This is a genomic window from Bradyrhizobium sp. AS23.2 (genome assembly GCF_001908185.1).
Lineage (GTDB): Bacteria > Pseudomonadota > Alphaproteobacteria > Rhizobiales > Xanthobacteraceae > Bradyrhizobium.
In genome coordinates this window covers 1-17,243 of the sequence record NZ_LGHM01000048.1, presented here as the reverse complement: position 1 = coordinate 17,243, position 17,243 = coordinate 1, and the positions used below count along the sequence as shown (strand labels likewise).

The following is a 17,243-nucleotide window of genomic DNA, read 5'->3' as shown; positions in this document are numbered from 1 at the left end:
TCATTGAAAAAGGATGCCCCGGTCCCTCGTGGCGTTGAGTGGGCCGGGAATATCGTCTGCCGCCCGATCCTGGGTGGACTGCACCATCAATATGGCCGGATGTGATTTACGGTAGGCACAGGTGTAGCCCCGGGGTGTAGCCCCTGAGGGAATCCCATACTGCCACGCGATGCAGTATGCGGCAACACCGCAACCTCCCGACTCAGTTGGTCGCTTGCTTTGGACGACCGCGCAAATCGCCCGACCGATAGCTGCAACCCTCGTCTCGAAGTCTCAGGCTGCGGACCGTGAGAACCATTTCGCTTGCCACAAACAAAAAACGGATTATTATATAAACGACCGGTCGGATTATTATTTGGTATACGGAACGAGCTTCGGAGACCTTGCGATGAACCTGCTGGTCCGGCCTTCGGAATGGAACGAGTTGATCCGATCCGATCGGGTCCATGGCTCCCTTTACACCGATCCTGCGATCTTTGAATCCGAACTCCAGCGCATCTGGTACCGGACCTGGATCTATGTTGGGCATGAAAGCGAGGTGCCCAACGCCAACGATTATGTCGTCAAGTCGATCGGCCCCCAATCCGTGATCATGACGCGCGATGAGCAGGGCAAAGTGAACCTCCTGCTCAATCGCTGTTCGCACCGTGGCAATCAGGTTTGCTCGTACGATCGCGGCAACGCGCGCTCTTTTACGTGTCCCTTTCACTCATGGACCTTCGCCAACGATGGCCGCTTGGTCGGCTATGCCTTTCCGGACGGCTATGAGGGGCAGGACCGGTCCCATCTCGCGCTCGGGCGCGTCACACGGGTCGAGTCCTATCGTGGCTTTGTGTTTGGCTCGTTCGCAGCTGACGGGCCGACGCTGAAGGAGCATCTCGGGGGCGCGGCCGAAACCATCGATCGCCTGGTGCGCACCTCGCCGGAAGGCGAGGTCGAGATCACCGCGGGCTTCCTCAAACATCGTGTGAAGGCCAACTGGAAGTTTATCCTGGAAAACGAGTGCGACGGCTATCACCCGGCCTTCGTGCACACGTCGATTTTCGGCGTTGCCGACAGCATGATCGGCAAGCTCTACGGCGGCGCCTCGACCGCGCTGACCCGCGACTACGGCAATGGTCACACCGAGATCGATCTGCGGCCGGAATTCCGGAAACGCGCCCTGCCGATGAGCTGGTTCGGCACCAGCGAGGAGCGCCTGCCGGATTACACGGCACGGATGAAGGCGGCCTATGGCGATACCGCGGCTCGTGAAATCATGATCGATGGCACGCCGCATGTGATGATCTTCCCGAACCTGTTCATCGCCGAAATCCAGATGTTCGTGATCCAGCCGCTCGGCGTCGACGACAGCGTTCAGCACGTCACGGCGCTTCAGTTCAAGGGTGCGCCCGACCTCAACCGCCGCCTGCGGCAGCAGACCATGGGATCGGTCGGGCCGGCCGGCTTCCTGCTCGCCGACGATTCCGAGATGTACGAGCGTTGCCACCGCGGCGTGCTGGCGCGCAATCCCGAATGGGTGTTCCTCGGCCGCGGCGAGAAGCGCGAGCGTCAGGACGAGCTCGGCTTCAAGGTCGGCCACGTCACCGACGAGGTGCCGTCGCGCGGCATCTGGGCGCATTATCGCAAGCTGATGGAGGCAACCTGATGCTGTCGCGCGAGAGCAGCGCCACGCTGATGAGCGCCGTTACCGCCTTCCTCTATCGGGAGGCGCGGCTGCAGGACGAGCATCAATATGAGGCCTGGGAAAAACTGTGGACCGATGATGGCGTCTATTGGGTCCCGGCCAACGGAGCGAATATCGACCCGGAGCGGGAGATGTCCATCATCTACGACAATCGCTCGCGGATTGCGCTCCGCGTGCGTCAGCTCATGACCGGCAAGCATTTCACCCAGACACCGCAGTCGAATTTGCGCCGGCTCATCTCCAACATTGAGCTGATGGACGAACAGCCGGATAGTGATATCGCGGTCGCCAGCAACAGCCTGATCTTCGAATCGAGCCTGCGCGACGATACGCTGTGGGCCGCCCGCAACGAGTATCGGCTGCGCCATGTCGAGGGCGAATTGCGCATCGCTTACAAGAAGGTGGTGCTCGTCAACAATGCCAAGGCGATCTACACGCTGTCGTTCCTGGTCTAGGAGAGGTCTCGCGCCATGATCGACAAGGGACCCGTTCTGCTCGACATCGACTGTGGCATCGCCCGCCTGCGTCTCAACCGGCCCGATGCCGCGAACGGGATGAGCGTCGAGCTGCTCAGCGCGCTCTGCGAAGCCATCATGGTCTGCCACGGGCATCCCGGCTTGCGCGTCGTGCTACTGAGCGGTGAGGGCGCCAATTTCTGTGCTGGCGGCGATGTGCGCGCCTTTGCATCAAAGGGCGAGAACCTGCCGGACTATATCCGCCAAGCCACGGCCCACCTCCAAAATGCGGTCACAGGCCTATTGCGCCTCGAAGCGCCCGTCATCGCTTCCGTGCAGGGCTTTGCGGCCGGCGGCGGCGGCTTCGGTCTCGTCTGCGCGTCCGATATCGTCGTCGCGGCGGAATCCGCGAAGTTCCTCGCGGGTGCCACGCGCGTGGCGATGGCGCCGGATGCCGGTGTGTCGGTCACGTTGTCGCGCCTCGTCGGCCTGCGCCGCGCGATGTCGATACTGCTGACCAATCCGGTGATCCCGGCCGCGGAAGCACTCCAGATGGGGATCGTCACCAAGGTCGTTCCCGATGGTGAGCTCGCTGATGCCTCGATGCTCCTGGCGCGCGAGCTCGCGGCCGGCGCGCCCAAGGCGCTTGCTGCGACCAAGCGCCTGGTCTGGGCGGGCACCGGGACGAGCATCGAGCAGTGTCTGTCGGAAGAAGCGCGCACCGTCTCCGAACTGTCAGGCATGTCGGATGCGCGCGAGGGTCTTGCGGCCGTGATCGAGCGGCGCAAGCCCGTCTTCACGGGACGCTGAGGCGTGGCCGGGCCCCTGCCATTCGGATGCCTCGACGGTCGCCGCGCTTTCGTGTCCGGCGGCGCGCGGGGTATTGGAGCCGCGATCGCGCGGAACTTTGCCGACGCGGGCGCCCACGTGGTGATTGCAGATCTCGATCCTGTTCCGGCCTCCGAACTGTCGCGGCAGCTCGGCGCGGTGGCGGCAAAGGTCGACGTCGCCGACGCAATTGCCGTGCAGGCGGTCGTGGCACAGCACGGGCCATTCGACATCCTCGTCAACAATGCGGGGATCGATCAGCACGCTTTCTTCACCGAGACCTCACCGCAGGACTGGGCCAGACTCATCGCGGTGAATCTCACCTCCGTGCTGGCCTGCACCCACGCCGTCTTGCCGGCGATGCAGGCGGCGCGGTTTGGCCGCATCATCAACGTCACATCGGAAGCGGCCCGGCTCGGCTCCAGGGGAGGCTCGGTCTATTCCGCCGCCAAGGGCGGCGTGATCGCCTTTACCAAGAGCATGGCGCGCGAGAACGCACGCTATCGCATTACTGCGAATGCGATCGCGCCCGGACCGATCCGCACGCCGATGCTGGAGCAGGCGGTCGCCGCTGGCGGCGACAAGATCTTGCGCGCGATGACGGATGCAACCCTGCTTGGCCGCCTCGGCGAGCCGGAGGAGGTCGCAGCTGCTGCGCTGTTCCTGGCATCCGACCAGGCCGCCTACATCACGGGAGAGACGCTGGGCGTATCCGGCGGCATGGGGATCGGCGGTTGAGATGAACGAAGCGGCCAGCGATATTGCCGCGAGCCCGGTCGATCGTGCGATCGAGCGCCTCCGGTCGATCTATCGCAACTGGACGCGTGATACGTCTGTCGAGCAGATGCGCCGCGATTGGGAGGAGGCCTTCGCCGGCTGCTCGGTGCCGGTGACGTGTCGCCAGGTGTCTGCCGGCGGCGTGGACGGCGAGTGGATCGCGCCGGCCGCCGCACCGCCGGACAAGGCGATCCTCTATCTCCACGGCGGCGGCTTCCGCATCGGCTCCATCGCCTCGCATCGCGACCTGATCGCACGGATTGCGCAAACCAGTCGCTGCCGCGTCCTGGCGATCAACTACCGTCTGGCGCCCGAGCACCGCTTTCCGGCCGCGCTGGACGATACGCTGACCGCTTATCGATACCTGCTGGATCAGGGCTTGCGGCCGGCCGACATCGCGCTTGCGGGAGATTCGGCCGGAGGCAACCTTGCGCTCGCCGCCATGCTGGCCTTGCGCGATCGCGGCGAAACGCTGCCGGCAGCCGCTGCACTGATGTCACCGTGGACGGACCTCGCCGCGAAGGGTGCCAGCTATGAAAGCCGGGCCAAGGCCGACCCGATCCATCAGCGTGCGATGATCCTTGCGCTGGCGAAGAACTATCTCGGCGCTGATGGCGATCCGCGCCACCCGCTGGCCTCGCCGCTCTATGCCGGTCCGTCCGGTTTGCCGCCGTTGCTGATCCAGGTCGGCGACCGCGAGACCGTGCAGGACGATTCAACTGCGTTCGCAGCCAAGGCCAAAGGTGCCGGCGTGAACGTCGAACTCCAGGTCTGGAGCGGCATGATCCACGTGTTCCAGATGTTCGCGGAGATTCCACAGGCCTGCGAAGCCCTGACGGAGCTTGCAATGTTCTTGCGCAGACATCTTCACATCGATGACGGGAGACCAGCACAATGAACGTCATGACGTCTGGTCCCCGCCAGTCGGCCGAAGCTGACTTTCATTTCTCGGAGCAGTCCAATCTGCCCGAGGAGCTCCGCATGCTGCGCGAGCAGGTGCGTCGCTTCGTCGAGAAGGAGGTGGTGCCACATGGCGAGGCCTGGGAGCGCGAGGGCAAGATCCCGCGCGAGATCTTTCGCCGCATGGGCGCGCTGGGCTTTCTTGGTATGCGCCACGCCGTCGAATATGGCGGCACCGACATGGGGCCGCTGGCGTCGATGGTGTTTGCCGAGGAGTTGGGGCGTTCCAGCTTCGGCGGCTTCACCTCGTCGACGCTCGTGCACACCGACATGTCGGCGGTGCACATTTCGCTGCGCGGCACGCCCGAGCAGAAGCAAAGATATCTGCCTGCCATCATCCGCGGCGAGACCATCTGCTCGATCGCGGTGACCGAGCCGGATGCGGGCTCCGATGTCGCGGGCCTGAAGACACGCGCGATCCGCGACGGCGAGGGATGGGTGATCAACGGTTCCAAGATGTTCATCACCAACGCGGTTTATGGCGACATCCTGATCGTCGCCGCCCGCACCGATCCGCACGCCAAGGGCAGCCGGGGAATTTCGCTCTTCATCGTCGAACGCAACACGCCGGGCATCGCGGTGACCAAGCTCGACAAGCACGGCTGGCTCTGTTCCGACACCGCCGAAATCGCCTTCGCGGACGTTCGCGTACCGGCCAGCGCCCTGCTCGGAGAAGAAAACAAGGGCTTCTACGGCATCATGGAGACCTTCCAGAACGAGCGCATCTGTATCGGCGGTATCTGCGCCGGCGAATCCGCCAAGGCGATCGAGTTGACGGCAAACTATGTGAGGACGCGGCAGGCCTTTGGCGGGCCGCTTTGGAACCAGCAGGCCGTGCGGCTGAAGCTCGCCCAGCTCGCGGCCAAGGCGGCGGCCGCGCGCCAGCTCGCCTATCACGCCGCCGAGCTTGCCGCCGCGGGACAGCCCTGCCTGCGCGAAGTGTCCATGGTCAAGGCCCTCTCACCCGAGGTGCTGCACGAGGTCGTGCATGGCTGCCTGCAGCTGCACGGCGGCAGCGGCTTCATGCGGGGGACGCCGATCGAGCGCATGGTCCGGGATGCGCGTGTGCTGACCATCGGCGGCGGCGCCACCGAGGTCATGCTGGAAGAAGTCGCGAAGCGGCTGTAGCCGGGCGATTTGAACGGGAGCAAGAGACATGCCGAAGACTCGTTCAGATATCGCTCGCCTGCTTTATACGGCGCTGACTGTCGGGAACAAGGAGCAGCTCGAGATGCTGCTTCACCCGGATTTCGTTGGCGAGATCGCGGAAGGGATGCCGTTCGGCATCGGAGGCCGGCACGAGGGCCCCTCTGCGATGCGTCGCAGCGGGTGGGGAGCAATCGCCCGGCATTTTGCTGCACGTGCCGAACCAGAGCGCTTTCTTGAGGTCGGAGAGGCTTGTCTGCTTGTGACAGGTCGGTACCGTGGCGAGGGAAAGCATGGAGGAGGCCCTCTCGACGCTTCCTTTGCGCATCTCATCACATTCGAGGGTGAGCGCATCACGCGCCTCGAGCAATATACCGACACCGCTCGCTGGCATGATGCCGCGGGCCCCTTCAAGACCGTCCTCCTCGAGATCGCAGACGGCATTGCAACTCTTCGGCTCAATCGTCCGGACCAGGGTAATGCCATCAATGAGGAGATGGCCGCGGATCTGGACGATGCTTCGGCACGAATGACCGAAACCTCCGGTTTGCGCGCCGTCCTGATCGCAGGGAACGGGAAGAATTTTACCATGGGCGGCGATATCAATCTTTTCGCCGGTACACCGCAGGCCGAGTTGCCGGGCAAGCTTCGCCGCATGATCGATGGATATCATCGCGCTATAGACCGCCTGACAGGCATAGATGCACCGGTCATTGCGGCAGTGCGTGGCGCCGCCGCGGGAGGCGGGTTGGGCCTTCTCTACGCCGCAGATATCATATTCGCATCCACTGATGCGCGTTTTGCTCTCGGATATGGCGCGCTGGGGTTGACGTCTGACGGCGGCAACACCTGGTTCCTGCCGCGGATGGTTGGCATGCGGCGGGCGCAGGAGCTGTTCTTGCTCAATCGCCGCCTGACGGCGCAGGAGGCCCTGGAATTCGGCTTGGTCTCGCGTCTCGTGCCGGACGACTCCGTCGAAGCGCAAGCAATGGCGGTCGCGAGGGAACTGGCGGCGGGGCCGACGCAGGCCTTTGGTGCCATGCGCCGTATGTTGCGGCAGTCTTTTGAATCAAGCCTCGGCGCCCAGCTCGAAGTCGAATGTGAATCCATCGTTGCCGCGAGCCGCTCTGACGATGCACGCGAGGGCATCGCCGCATTCGCATCCAGGCGCCGGCCTGCTTTCAAGGGGAAATGACCGGGGGCTGCCCCGGTCATCTGTCGGCGGCCTTCACTTGACCGGTTTGAAGCTCATCGTAACCGCATCGGCCTGCATGATCTGCAGTTTCTGGTTCGAGAAGCGAACGCCGGGACCGAAGCTCACCGGGGCCATCACGCCGGTCTCGACGTTCTTGGTCTTTTCCAGTTCGCCGATCGTGCAGGCCCAGGTCGGCTGCTTGCCGCAGCGTTCGATCGCCGCGATCAAGACTTTCGCGGCGGCATAGCCGGTCATGGTGTAGCGGTTGATGCCCTTGAACTCGGCCTCCGACACCAGCGGTTTGGCCTTCTCGAGGAATGCCTTGCCGGCTTCGCCCGCGAAGGGCTCGACATAGTCGACCGCATAGATACCGTCGCCAGCCGGCCCCATCAGTTTGAGCACTGGCTCGATGCGGCCGGGCCAGAAGATGCCGGTCACCGGCTTGACGTTGAGTTTCTCCAGCTCCTTCATCATCGCGATGTTCTCCGCAATGATGCCGCCGGCGAGGAAGACTTCCGCGCCGGACTCCTTCAGCTGGAGCATGTCGGACGAAAAGTCCTGCTGGCCCTTCTTGTAGTTGCCGCTATAGACGACGTTCAGCTTTTTCGACTTAACCACTGAATCGAAGCCATCACGCACGGTAATGCCGTAATCGTCATCCTGCGTGATCAGGCCCCATTTCTTGCCGGGGTTCTTCTCGGCGAGGTAGTTGACGAGGTGGATGATCCCTTCCTCGTAGGATTGGCCGACCACGAACACGTTCTTGCGCGGCGGCTCCCACAGAAGCTTGACGGGTGCGACGTCGATCACGGTCGGAATGCCCGCCTTCTCCAGCACAGGCATCACGGCGATCGACTGGCCGGAGCCGGAGATGCCGAGCATGGCGAACACCTTGTCGACCTCGATCACCTTCTTGGCACCCTGGATGGTGCGCGCGCTGACATAACCATCGTCCTCCAGCACGTATTTGATCTTGCGGCCGTTGATCCCGCCGGCATTGTTGATCTCCGCGATCGCGATCTTGTGGCCGATCGAGGCGGCTACGCCGAGCAGCGCCGGCGGTCCGGTCAGGGGCTCGACGTCGCCGATCAGGATCTCGGTGTCGGTGATGCCGGGGTCGGCGGCACGCGCGCTGCCGCTGCCGGCCAGCAGGGTCGTCGCGAGCAACAGCGACGCAGTCGTCAGATGATTTTTCATTTCTGTCCTCCCTCCAGTATTGGTTTTGTCAGTAACGCAGCGGCCAGTTCACCCATGCGCGTCTGATGTCGTGCCAGGCGCCGACCAGGCCGCGCGGCTGAAAGCGCAGGAACAGGATGATGACGAGGCCGTAGAGCATGCTCTTCAGCTCCTGCGCGCCTGTGGTGAACACCGCGTCGATCTGGGCGCTGAGCACGCTGAAAACGAGGCGCGTTGCTTCCGGCAGCAACACGATCAGGATGGTGCCGAGCACGGCGCCAAGTGCCGAACCGAGCCCGCCGACGATCAGGATCGCCAGTGCCTCGATCGAGAGCAGGAACGGAAAGCCTTCGACGCTAACAAAAGACAGATATATGCCGTAGAGCGCGCCGGCGATGCCGGTGATGAAGGCGGACGTGACGAAGGCGAACAGCTTGTAGGCGTGCAGGTTGATGCCCATGACGCGCGCCGCGGTGTCGTTGTCGCGGATCGCCACGAAGGCGCGGCCGACCCTGGAGCGGCGGATGTTGAGGGTTGCAAGCAGCGTCAGAATGGCGACGACGAGGCAGAGATGCGTGAACGCGGCGTCGCTCTCGAAGCTGATGCCCAAAATCTCCGGCCGCTGCACCGCGATGCCGCGGGCGCCGTTGGTCAGCCAGCGCATTTCCAGGATCACGGTGTTGATGATGAAGGAGAAGGCGAGCGTCGTGATGGCGAGATAAAGGCCCCTCAGGCGCAGCGACGGCGCGCCGACGATCAGGCTCGCCAGCGCCGGGACAATGCCGGCACCGAGGAAGCCGACCAAAGGGGGCATGTGATACTTCGACACCAGGACCGCATAGGCATAGGCCCCGGTGACGAGGAAGCCGACATGGCCGAGCGAGATCAGGCCGGTGTAGCCGGTGAGGATGTTGAGGCCGAGCGCGCCTGTCACCGTGATGAGGATGATCGTCAGGAACGACAGGGCGTAGGCGTTCAGCGCATAGGGCGCGGCGACGAGCGCCAGGACAAGAACGACCGACCACAGCCAGACCGGCGGGGAATCCATCAGTGCGACGAGTTCGGCGTAGGTCTGCTTGTAATCGCCTGTGCGCATCGCCTTAGACCCTTTCGATGTCGCGTTCGCCGAACATGCCGAACGGGCGGATCATCAGGACCACGATGATCATCGCAAAGCCCGCGATCTCCTTCATGCCGGAGCCGATATAGCCGCCGGCGAGATTCTCAACGATGCCGATCAGGAGGCCGCCGAGGCCGGAGCCGAGCACGGCGTCGAGCCCGCCCAGGATGGTTGCCGGAAACGCCTTGAGTCCGAGTTGGAACATCGTTGGCGACAGATCGTAGGACAGGGCGAAAAAAAACTCCGCCGATCCCGGCGATGACGGAGGAGGCGGCCCAGGCCAGGGCGTGGATGCGGGTGGCACTTATGCCCATCAGCAGGGCGGTGCGGTCGTCGGCCGCGACGGCGCGCATGGCGACCCCCATCTTGCTGTAACGGATGAAGGCCCAGATTGCCGCGAGAAGCACGAGCAGCGTCGCGATGACGGCCATCTGGCCGGTGCGGACGCCCATTCCGCCAAACCGGACGATCTCGCGGCCCATGGCGACGTCGAGGCCGTGCGGGTAGGCATCCCAGATGAAGTTGATTGCGGAGCGCAGGATCACCGCGAGGCCGATCGTGACCATGACCGTCGCAAATACGGGCTCGCCCAGCATCGGCCGCATCACGACGCGCTCGATGACGAGCCCGAGCAGGATGGCGCCGAGGATTGCACCGAACGCGACGACGAACACGTTGCCGCTGACGGTCGTTGAGATGGTCCAGGCGATGTAGGCCGTGATCATGGTCATCTCGCCCTGGGCGAAATTGACTAGCCCGGTCGATTTGTAGATGACGGCAAAGCCCATCGCGATCAGGCCATAGATCGCGCCGATTGCGAGGCCTGAGATCAGGAGCTGAAGGAGATACTGCATTCAGCCCTCCGCCGGGTAGATGATGGCAAGCTCGCGCGCAAACTTCTTCTCGATCATGGCGCGGCGCACCTTCTGCGTTGCGGTCAGCTCGCCGTCGTCATGGTCGAGCTCCTTCTCGAGGATCGCAAACCGCCTGATGTTCTCGACCCGGGCAAAGCGCTTGTTGGTGTCGTTGACGATACGCTCGACCAACTCGTGCACTTCGGGAAGCTGTGACAGCGATTTGTAGTTGGTGTAGGCGAGCGCGCGGTCGCGTGCCCAGCGTCCGACATTGTCGTAGTCGACCTGGATGATGGCGCCGAGGAACTTCTTGGCTTCGCCGACCACGATCGCTTCCTTGACGAACTCGGAATCCTTCAGCGCGTTCTCGATCTCGGATGGCGCGATGTTCTTGCCGCCGGCGGTGATGATGATGGCTTTCTTGCGATCGACCACGGCGATCTCGCCATTGTCGAGCACCTCGACGATGTCGCCGGTGCGCAGCCAGCCGCCAGCCTCGAGCGAAGCGGTCGAGGCCTTCTCGTCGAGGAAATAGCCCTTGAAGACCCCGGGGTTGCGCAGAAGGATCTCGCCGTCGTCATCGAGCCTCCATTCCGTCTGCGGAAGTGGTAGCCCGCAGCCGCCGATCCGGTGATGATCTGCTATCTGGATGAAGGCGACGCCACCGCTCTCGGTAAGCCCATAGCCCTGCGACACCGGACGGCCGATGATGTCGAAGAAGCGCAGAGTCTCGGGCGAAATCGATGCGCCCGCGCAAAGCCGATGGCGGCTATAGGCGAAGCCGAGATGGCGCTGAAGATTGCGGAACATCAGCAGATAGAGCAAGCCATAGGCGGCCAGATCGAGCAGGCCTTCCTTTCCGGCCTGCCGGCGGTCGGACAGTTTGCGGCCCCAGGCGAGGCAAGCCCTGGTCAGGCGTTGCCGAATCTGGCCGCTTTCGCCGAGCTTGAACAGGAAGCCCTGCTGCAGCTTTTCGTAGATCCGGGGCACGCCGACGAAGAAGGTCGGCGCGATCTCCCGGATGTTGATGGCGACCGTGTCGATCGATTCAGCGAAGCTCACGGTGCCGCCAAGCACGAGATGCGTCACCATGCCGTAGCATCGTTCGGCAACATGGCACAGGGGAAGATAGCTCACCGCCTCGAACGGCTTGTCGGCGATCCCGACGGCTTCGGCATAGGTATAGGCGGCGTAGACGAGATTGCGGTGGGTGAGCATCGCACCCTTGGGCGGGCCGGTGGTGCCCGACGTGTAGACGAGGATGCAGACATCGTCGGGCCCGCCTTGTGAGATCATGCGGTCGAGCGCCGCATTCGCGTCGGGATTCTCGCGCACATAGGCGAGGCCACGCTGGCACAGCGCCTCGAACGACATCAGCGTCGACTGGCGGTAGTGCCGCAACCCCTTCATGTCGATGCAAACGATAGCCTCGAGACCCGGCAGGCCGCCGTTGTTGGCCATGGCGTCCAGCACCTTGTCGGTCTGCTCCTGGTCACCGGTGACGACGACGCGGGCGCCCGAATGCTTGACAATATATTGGAGCTCCATCCACGGATTGGTCGGATAGATGCCGACGGCGATCGCTCCGATCATCTGCGTGCCGAGATCGGCGTAGAACCACTCAGGCGTATTCTCGCCGGCGATAGCGACGCGATCTCCCGGCTTGATGCCGAGCGACAAGAGGCCCAGCGCGACCGCCCGCGCCGTCTCGTAATAATGCCGCCAGGAATAGGGATTCCAGATTCCATAGTCCTTTTCGCGCAAGGCCCGCGCATCGCCATGCATGGCCGCGCGCTGGCGCAGCATTTGCGGAATCGTGACGGCGGCATCGCGGAGCGAAGCGCGGAAGGTCGCCGCGTCCGTCGTGGGCGCGCTGCGGGCGGCGTTTGCCCGGAGTGGTGGAAGCGTGGAGCGGAGGCTATCGAGCGTCGACATCACGACCCCGCCTTTGCAATTGGGCTGGCGCGCTGGCCGCCGAGATAGGCTTCGGCGACGGCCGGGTCGTGCCTGACCCGATCGGGGGTGCCTTCGGCGATCTTGCGACCGAAATTGAGCACGTGGACGCGATCGGAGATATCCATGACGATCCGCATCTCGTGCTCGATCATCAGGACGGTAATGCCGAGCTCGTCGCGGATATCGAGCACGAAACGGGCGATGTCCTCGGTCTCCTCCTGGTTCATCCCGGAGACCATCTCGTCGAGCAGCAGGATCTTTGGCTCCGAGGCGAGCGCGCGCGCAAGCTCGACGCGCTTCTGCTGGCCATAGGACAGCGCCCCGACGATCGCGTCCCTGACATGCTCGATCTCGAGGAATTCGATGATGTGCTCGACTCGTTGCCGCGCTGCGATCTCCTCGCTGCGGGTGCGGCCGAAGAAGATCACCGCATCCAGCACGTTGGAGCGCAGATGGGTGTGTCGGCCGGTCAGGATGTTTTCGACCACGGTGCCGTGTTTGAACAGCGCGAGGTTCTGGAAGGTGCGGCCAATTCCGGCGGCGGCGAACCGCCAGGGCGAGATGGACGAGAGGTCGATACCGTCGAAAACCATGCGGCCGCCGCTCGGCCGCAGCACGCCCGAGATCATGTTGAAGAGGGTGGTCTTGCCGGCGCCATTCGGCCCGATCACGCTGCAGATCTCGCCCGGGGCAACCGTGAGGCTGACATCGGCGACCGCCTGCAGACCGCCGAAGCGCTTGCTGAGGTTCTCGACGGTGAGGAGCGCGGTCACGACAGCCACCGCTTGCGGCGCTTGTAATGCTTGACCTCGCGCAGGCTCTTGCGGTCGCCCGAGGAGATCCCGAGGTAGAACTCCTGGACGTCCTCATTGGCGGTGAGTTTTTTGGCGGTGCCGTCGAGCACGACGCGGCCGGTCTCGAGAATGTAGCCGTAGTCGGCGATGTCGAGCGCGCGCTGGGCGTTCTGCTCGACCAGCAGCACCGTCATCTTCAACTCGTCGCGCAGGCGGACGATCACTTCATAGATGCGATCGATGATCAGCGGCGCGAGCCCGAGCGAGGGCTCGTCGAGCGCGAGGAGGGAAGGATCGGTCATCAAGGCGCGGCCGATCGCGAGCATCTGCTGCTCCCCGCCGGACATGTAGCCTGCGATCTGATCGCGCCGCTCGTAGAGCCGGGGGAACAGCACGAATACCTTGTCGCGGCGCTCTCGCGCATCCGCGCTGGTTTTGGTGTAACCGCCCATCTGCAGATTCTCGTCGATCGTGAGTGCAGCAAACACGCGGCGGCCCTCGGGCACCTGCACGATGCCGCGGCGCACCAGCTCGTCGGGCGGCAACCGATGCACGTCCTCCCCGCGGAAGCGGATGCTGCCGTTCTCGATCACCCCTTCTTCGGTATAGAGGATGCCGGACATCGCCTTGAGCAGCGTTGACTTGCCGGCGCCATTGGAGCCGAGCAGGGCGACGATGCCCCCCTCCGGCACAGCGATCGAGACGTCGCGGATCGCCTCGATCGCATTGTCGTAGACGATCCGGATGTTGCGGAATTCGAGCAGGCAATCCGGCGCCGGCGTGGCCTGCGGTGCGGTGGAACATGTCGGGATCGGTAGAGTGGTCGGCATCGCTTAGACCCGGCTCGCTTGGGCGACGGGCGACCGCGCGGCAAGGATGGCGTCGGTCACGATCTTCGCCGTTTCGGCACAGGCCTGCGTGCCGCCATTGCCATACTGCTTGACCGCATCGCCGACGCACCAAAGCCCCTCGATGCCGGTCTCTCGCGGCAGATCGTAGCCAGCGCAGCTCCGTTGCGCCGGCCAGTCGTCGCGCATCACGCGGATCGAGAGGATCTTGGCCTGATCGAAATTGCCGAACTGCTCGCGCAGGTCGGAGAACGCAAGCGCAATCTCGGATTCGGAGTCGAAATCGCCGAGCGCGGGGACAGGCACGGCATAGGCGACGTAGAGATGCCAGCCGGGTGGCGCGAGTTCGGGGCAGGTGGCGGCGAGGTTGGCCATGTTGCAGAGCCGCCGCGTCCTGCCGAAGGTGACAATGCCCGGATGATCCACCAGCGGCTCGCGGCTGGCGATGTTGATGACGATATTGGCCGCCGGGCGAAGGCCGTTCCTGACTTGCGTTACGTAGTCGGCGGGGAATGCGGCTTCACCGGCGAGCGCGACCGTTGCTTTCGGTCCGGCATTGCTGATGACGAGGTCGGTAGCGATCCGCACGAGCGCGCCGTCCCGACGAACCGTGACGCCGGTGATGCGGCCATTCGCGATGTGGATTTCGGTGGCTGGGGTGCCGAGCCATACGTCGCCGTTGCGTCTCACCGCCGTCGCAAGGCTGTTCCAGACGCCGATCGTTCCTTCCGGGCAGAAGCCGAACTTCTTGAAGGCGCCCTTGCTGGTGAAATAGGTCAGGAACGCGCGGGCCGGCAGCTCGGCAGCATTGCAGGCAAAGATCGCCGCACACAGATTGCGGAAGAGGGCATGCACGGTTGCGTTGCTGGTGTAGCCCTTCAGCCAGTCTTCGGTGGATTGTCGGCCGTCAGGCAGGTTGCCCGAGCGTGCGTCTGCGAATTTTTCAAGGATGCGCGAAGCCTGTTTGGTCAACTGTCCGAGCAGGAGCGACCAGCCGCCGCGGCCGACGTCGATCAGCCGTCCGTCGATGAAGAAGGAACTCGCGGGCTCCGGCGCACGGATGTTGAGGGGGACGCCGACAGTTCGGAATGTCTCTTCGAAGACGCCGCCGAACTCGATCGCGATCGCGCCGATATTGACCTTGAAGCCCTCGATCTCCTCAGTCGAGGCGCGACCGCCGAGGCGATCGTGGTCGTCGACCAGCACCGTATAGAGCCCGGCGTGAGCCAACCGCGCCGCAGCGCACAACCCGCCGGCGCCGGCTCCAATCACGACAGCATCGATCTTTCGACTGTCCACGGAACAACCTCCCTCGATGCCGCTGGGTTGCTCCCCGCGTGCGTGAACTGCTTGCCCGTGAGGACAGAGGATATTATAATCCGACCGGCCGTTCAAATTATTTTTTGATCTAGATCAAATTTGGGCGGTCAAGTCGAAGAGTTCTGGTGAAATGGCGTGGGCGAGCCCAGCGTGTTGCGCGCACCAGTAGTATAGAGGGACGCGAGTCGTCGGATCCGGCGGCGCCGATACTTGACGAGAGAGGCGATATGGCGCGGACGCGCTCGGAGAATTACGACGATATCCAGCGGGGAATTCTTGTCGCGGCGCGCGGCCTCTTCGCAAATCAAGGCTACATGCGTGCCTCGATTGCCGACCTGGCCGAGGCGTGCAAGCTCTCGCGCGGTGCGCTGTACCACTACTTCGACTCCAAGGAAGCGATACTGTTCGCGATCCTGGACGAGCACGTGCATCAGATGATCGTGGATGTGGAGACCGCAATTGCGAACCACTCCTCGACTCTCGATCAATTCCGCGCCGCTATTCGCGCCATTGTCGATCTCAATGCGCGCTCGCCGCAGGAGCAGCGCCTGATCCTCAACGACCTGACGTTCCTCGGCGAGGATGACCAGCAAACGATCAAGTCGCTCGAACGGCAGATCGTCGATCTGATAACCGGTCTTATTGTCCAACTCGACAACAAGGGCAAAATCGTCAAGCGGACCAAGAAGATCTACGCGATGATGCTGTTTGGCACTCTCAACTTCAGCCACACCTGGTACGATCCCAAGGGTGGGATCGGTCCTGCCGAGTTTGCCGACATGGTCGTTGACCAGTTTCTGCACGGCATCGCAAGCTCTGGATCCCTCAAGGCCCTTCGCGCAGCGGATGCGCAGCGTTCGTGAGCGACCGCCGGGTGCCAGCCCGGAGCGCGCCCGTCATTTGGCCGTACTGATCAATTGTCGCCTCTCCTGAATTGACCACATGGCGCGGAGCGTCGCGTCGCTGCAATTAATTGACCGTCTGTCCGGATTATATTATAGCGCATCCGGGAGCGAACTTTGCCAGGGTGAGAATATGGGTCACGCGTACGTCTTCGACGCCGTCCGAACGCCTCGTGGCCGGGGACGCGCATCCGGCTCGCTCAACGAAGTGTCGCCACTTCGCCTTGCGGCGGGCGTTCTGAAAAGCCTTCGCGATCGGTCCGAGCTGGATACGGCCCGGGTCGACGATGTGATCCTCGGCGTCGCTGACCCCGTCAACGAGCAGGGTGCCGACATTGCCCGCACGGCTGTCCTCGTCGCAGGCTACGATCAGCTTACGCCGGGCGTTCAGATCAATCGCTTCTGCGCTTCGGGCCTCGAAGCCTGCAACATGGCGGCGGCACAAGTCATGGCCGGACAATCCGACATCGCGATCGGAGGCGGCGTGGAAAGCATGTCGCGGATCGAGATGTTCTCATCCGGCGGCGCACTGGTGTCTGATCCGCACTTCACAATCCCGAACTACTTCGTCCCACAGGGGATCTCGGCTGACTTGATCGCGACCATCCACGGCTACTCGCGTAACGACGTGGATAGTTACGCCGTCGAGAGCCAGAAGCGGGCCGCCAAGGCATGGTCCGCAGGTTACTTTGCGAACTCGGTGGTGCCGGTTCGTGACGACAATGGCATTGTCATCCTCGACCGAGACGAGCACCTGCGTCCCGAGACCACGATGCAGACGCTCGGCGCGCTGGAGCCGTCCTTCGCGATCCAGGGAGAGAAGTTCGGCTTCGATGCCGTCGCCCTCCAGCGCTATGCGGAGGTTGAACGCATCGACCATGTGCATCACCTATGATCCCCACCGCGACGGGTCCCAATCGCCGCGTTCTTGATGTGGGGTGGCGGACCACGGTTCATCTTGCTTAGGCGCGCCAATGCTTTGTTCAAACGCGCCAGATCGTCGGAGAATTTTGGCTACAGAGAGAAACTGCTCTGTGCGGAACTGCGGCCCAGCGGAGAAGGAGATCGCAGGGGCAGTGCGAAGGTTGTTTTATTGGCCTTAGCAGATGAGGTCGGCTTGGGGTCTTGGTTGTGTGCAAACGGGTAGGTCGGCATGCGGCCGTGGTCGCCAATCATTGCAGGCGGCCGATGTTCTCGCGTCGGATCGTCCAATGACCGGCCAAAG

The 17,243-nt window shown here is 63.4% G+C and carries 17 protein-coding genes and 1 pseudogene; 9 read left to right on the top strand and 9 right to left on the bottom strand.

What is annotated here, in order from left to right:
- Positions 1 to 388 precede the first annotated feature (388 nt).
- Genes AC630_RS11655 through AC630_RS11625 form a run of 7 tightly spaced genes read left to right on the top strand, consistent with a single transcriptional unit; the run spans position 389 to position 7,048 of the window.
- Positions 389 to 1,648 carry a Rieske 2Fe-2S domain-containing protein gene (locus AC630_RS11655; protein ID WP_074118681.1) on the top strand — a complete coding sequence of 420 codons (1,260 nt, stop codon included), beginning with the start codon at positions 389 to 391 and terminating at the stop codon, positions 1,646 to 1,648.
- Positions 1,648 to 2,142 carry an aromatic-ring-hydroxylating dioxygenase subunit beta gene (locus AC630_RS11650; RefSeq protein WP_074118680.1) on the top strand — a complete coding sequence of 165 codons (495 nt, stop codon included), beginning with the start codon at positions 1,648 to 1,650 and terminating at the stop codon, positions 2,140 to 2,142. Before AC630_RS11655 ends, AC630_RS11650 begins: the two co-directional genes overlap by 1 nt.
- A 15-nt stretch (positions 2,143 to 2,157) precedes the next feature.
- Entirely contained in the window at positions 2,158 to 2,952 is a 795-nt protein-coding gene (locus tag AC630_RS11645; RefSeq protein WP_074118679.1) for an enoyl-CoA hydratase/isomerase family protein, read from the top strand.
- 3 nt (positions 2,953 to 2,955) lie between these two features.
- On the top strand, positions 2,956 to 3,708 hold the full coding sequence (locus AC630_RS11640) for an SDR family NAD(P)-dependent oxidoreductase (protein WP_245330341.1): 753 nt from the start codon (positions 2,956 to 2,958) through the stop codon (positions 3,706 to 3,708).
- A gap of 1 nt (position 3,709) precedes the next feature.
- Positions 3,710 to 4,645 carry an alpha/beta hydrolase gene (locus AC630_RS11635; RefSeq protein WP_074118678.1) on the top strand — a complete coding sequence of 312 codons (936 nt, stop codon included), beginning with the start codon at positions 3,710 to 3,712 and terminating at the stop codon, positions 4,643 to 4,645.
- A complete protein-coding gene (locus tag AC630_RS11630) occupies positions 4,642 to 5,835 on the top strand; it encodes an acyl-CoA dehydrogenase family protein (RefSeq protein ID WP_083636203.1) in 1,194 nt (397 codons plus the stop codon). The genes AC630_RS11635 and AC630_RS11630 overlap by 4 nt, the downstream gene beginning before the upstream one ends.
- A 28-nt stretch (positions 5,836 to 5,863) precedes the next feature.
- Positions 5,864 to 7,048, top strand: coding sequence for an enoyl-CoA hydratase-related protein (locus AC630_RS11625; RefSeq protein ID WP_074118677.1), 1,185 nt, complete (start codon positions 5,864 to 5,866; stop codon positions 7,046 to 7,048).
- A gap of 33 nt (positions 7,049 to 7,081) precedes the next feature.
- On the opposite strand, the gene AC630_RS11620 is transcribed toward AC630_RS11625, so the two are convergent.
- Genes AC630_RS11620 through AC630_RS11590 form a run of 8 tightly spaced genes read right to left on the bottom strand, consistent with a single transcriptional unit; the run spans position 7,082 to position 15,095 of the window.
- Complete coding sequence (locus tag AC630_RS11620) at positions 7,082 to 8,245, bottom strand: ABC transporter substrate-binding protein (protein ID WP_074118676.1); 1,164 nt, start codon at positions 8,243 to 8,245, stop codon at positions 7,082 to 7,084.
- Between the two features lie 28 nt (positions 8,246 to 8,273).
- On the bottom strand, positions 8,274 to 9,320 hold the full coding sequence (locus AC630_RS11615) for a branched-chain amino acid ABC transporter permease (protein ID WP_074118675.1): 1,047 nt from the start codon (positions 9,318 to 9,320) through the stop codon (positions 8,274 to 8,276).
- Between the two features lie 4 nt (positions 9,321 to 9,324).
- Positions 9,325 to 9,492, bottom strand: coding sequence for a hypothetical protein (locus AC630_RS46220; protein ID WP_208867001.1), 168 nt, complete (start codon positions 9,490 to 9,492; stop codon positions 9,325 to 9,327).
- Entirely contained in the window at positions 9,449 to 10,198 is a 750-nt protein-coding gene (locus AC630_RS11610; RefSeq protein ID WP_208867000.1) for a branched-chain amino acid ABC transporter permease, read from the bottom strand. Before AC630_RS11610 ends, AC630_RS46220 begins: the two co-directional genes overlap by 44 nt.
- On the bottom strand, positions 10,199 to 12,133 hold the full coding sequence (locus tag AC630_RS11605; protein WP_083636202.1) for an AMP-dependent synthetase/ligase: 1,935 nt from the start codon (positions 12,131 to 12,133) through the stop codon (positions 10,199 to 10,201).
- Positions 12,133 to 12,927, bottom strand: a complete 795-nt coding sequence (locus tag AC630_RS11600; protein ID WP_074118682.1) for an ABC transporter ATP-binding protein — start codon at positions 12,925 to 12,927, stop codon at positions 12,133 to 12,135. The genes AC630_RS11605 and AC630_RS11600 overlap by 1 nt, the downstream gene beginning before the upstream one ends.
- Positions 12,924 to 13,778: an ABC transporter ATP-binding protein gene (locus AC630_RS11595; RefSeq protein WP_074118674.1), complete on the bottom strand. Its 855-nt coding sequence runs from the start codon at positions 13,776 to 13,778 to the stop codon at positions 12,924 to 12,926. The genes AC630_RS11600 and AC630_RS11595 overlap by 4 nt, the downstream gene beginning before the upstream one ends.
- Positions 13,779 to 13,781: 3 nt before the next feature.
- Positions 13,782 to 15,095: a phytoene desaturase family protein gene (locus AC630_RS11590; RefSeq protein ID WP_074118673.1), complete on the bottom strand. Its 1,314-nt coding sequence runs from the start codon at positions 15,093 to 15,095 to the stop codon at positions 13,782 to 13,784.
- Between the two features lie 248 nt (positions 15,096 to 15,343).
- Here AC630_RS11590 and AC630_RS11585 point away from each other — a divergent pair, with 248 nt between their 5' ends.
- Together AC630_RS11585 and AC630_RS11580 are read left to right on the top strand one after the other, a co-directional pair.
- Positions 15,344 to 15,979, top strand: a complete 636-nt coding sequence (locus AC630_RS11585; RefSeq protein ID WP_074118672.1) for a TetR/AcrR family transcriptional regulator — start codon at positions 15,344 to 15,346, stop codon at positions 15,977 to 15,979.
- A gap of 172 nt (positions 15,980 to 16,151) precedes the next feature.
- Positions 16,152 to 16,907 (top strand): annotated as a pseudogene (locus tag AC630_RS11580) (thiolase family protein); the annotation flags it as partial.
- A gap of 125 nt (positions 16,908 to 17,032) precedes the next feature.
- Here AC630_RS11580 and AC630_RS46215 read toward each other — a convergent pair.
- On the bottom strand, positions 17,033 to 17,243 hold a 211-nt coding region (locus AC630_RS46215), incomplete at its 5' end, for a hypothetical protein (protein ID WP_208866999.1).

Excerpts from the sequence above, each read along its gene's own strand:
- AC630_RS11655 (WP_074118681.1), top strand. The coding sequence starts at position 389 with ATGAACCTGCTGGTCCGGCCTTCGGAATGGAACGAGTTGATCCGATCC.
- AC630_RS11650 (WP_074118680.1), top strand. The coding sequence starts at position 1,648 with ATGCTGTCGCGCGAGAGCAGCGCCACGCTGATGAGCGCCGTTACCGCC.
- AC630_RS11645 (WP_074118679.1), top strand. The coding sequence starts at position 2,158 with ATGATCGACAAGGGACCCGTTCTGCTCGACATCGACTGTGGCATCGCC.
- AC630_RS11635 (WP_074118678.1), top strand. The coding sequence starts at position 3,710 with ATGAACGAAGCGGCCAGCGATATTGCCGCGAGCCCGGTCGATCGTGCG.
- AC630_RS11630 (WP_083636203.1), top strand. The coding sequence starts at position 4,642 with ATGAACGTCATGACGTCTGGTCCCCGCCAGTCGGCCGAAGCTGACTTT.
- AC630_RS11625 (WP_074118677.1), top strand. The coding sequence starts at position 5,864 with ATGCCGAAGACTCGTTCAGATATCGCTCGCCTGCTTTATACGGCGCTG.
- AC630_RS11620 (WP_074118676.1), bottom strand. The coding sequence starts at position 8,245 with ATGAAAAATCATCTGACGACTGCGTCGCTGTTGCTCGCGACGACCCTG.
- AC630_RS11615 (WP_074118675.1), bottom strand. The coding sequence starts at position 9,320 with ATGCGCACAGGCGATTACAAGCAGACCTACGCCGAACTCGTCGCACTG.
- AC630_RS11610 (WP_208867000.1), bottom strand. The coding sequence starts at position 10,198 with ATGCAGTATCTCCTTCAGCTCCTGATCTCAGGCCTCGCAATCGGCGCG.
- AC630_RS11605 (WP_083636202.1), bottom strand. The coding sequence starts at position 12,133 with ATGTCGACGCTCGATAGCCTCCGCTCCACGCTTCCACCACTCCGGGCA.
- AC630_RS11595 (WP_074118674.1), bottom strand. The coding sequence starts at position 13,778 with ATGCCGACCACTCTACCGATCCCGACATGTTCCACCGCACCGCAGGCC.
- AC630_RS11585 (WP_074118672.1), top strand. The coding sequence starts at position 15,344 with ATGGCGCGGACGCGCTCGGAGAATTACGACGATATCCAGCGGGGAATT.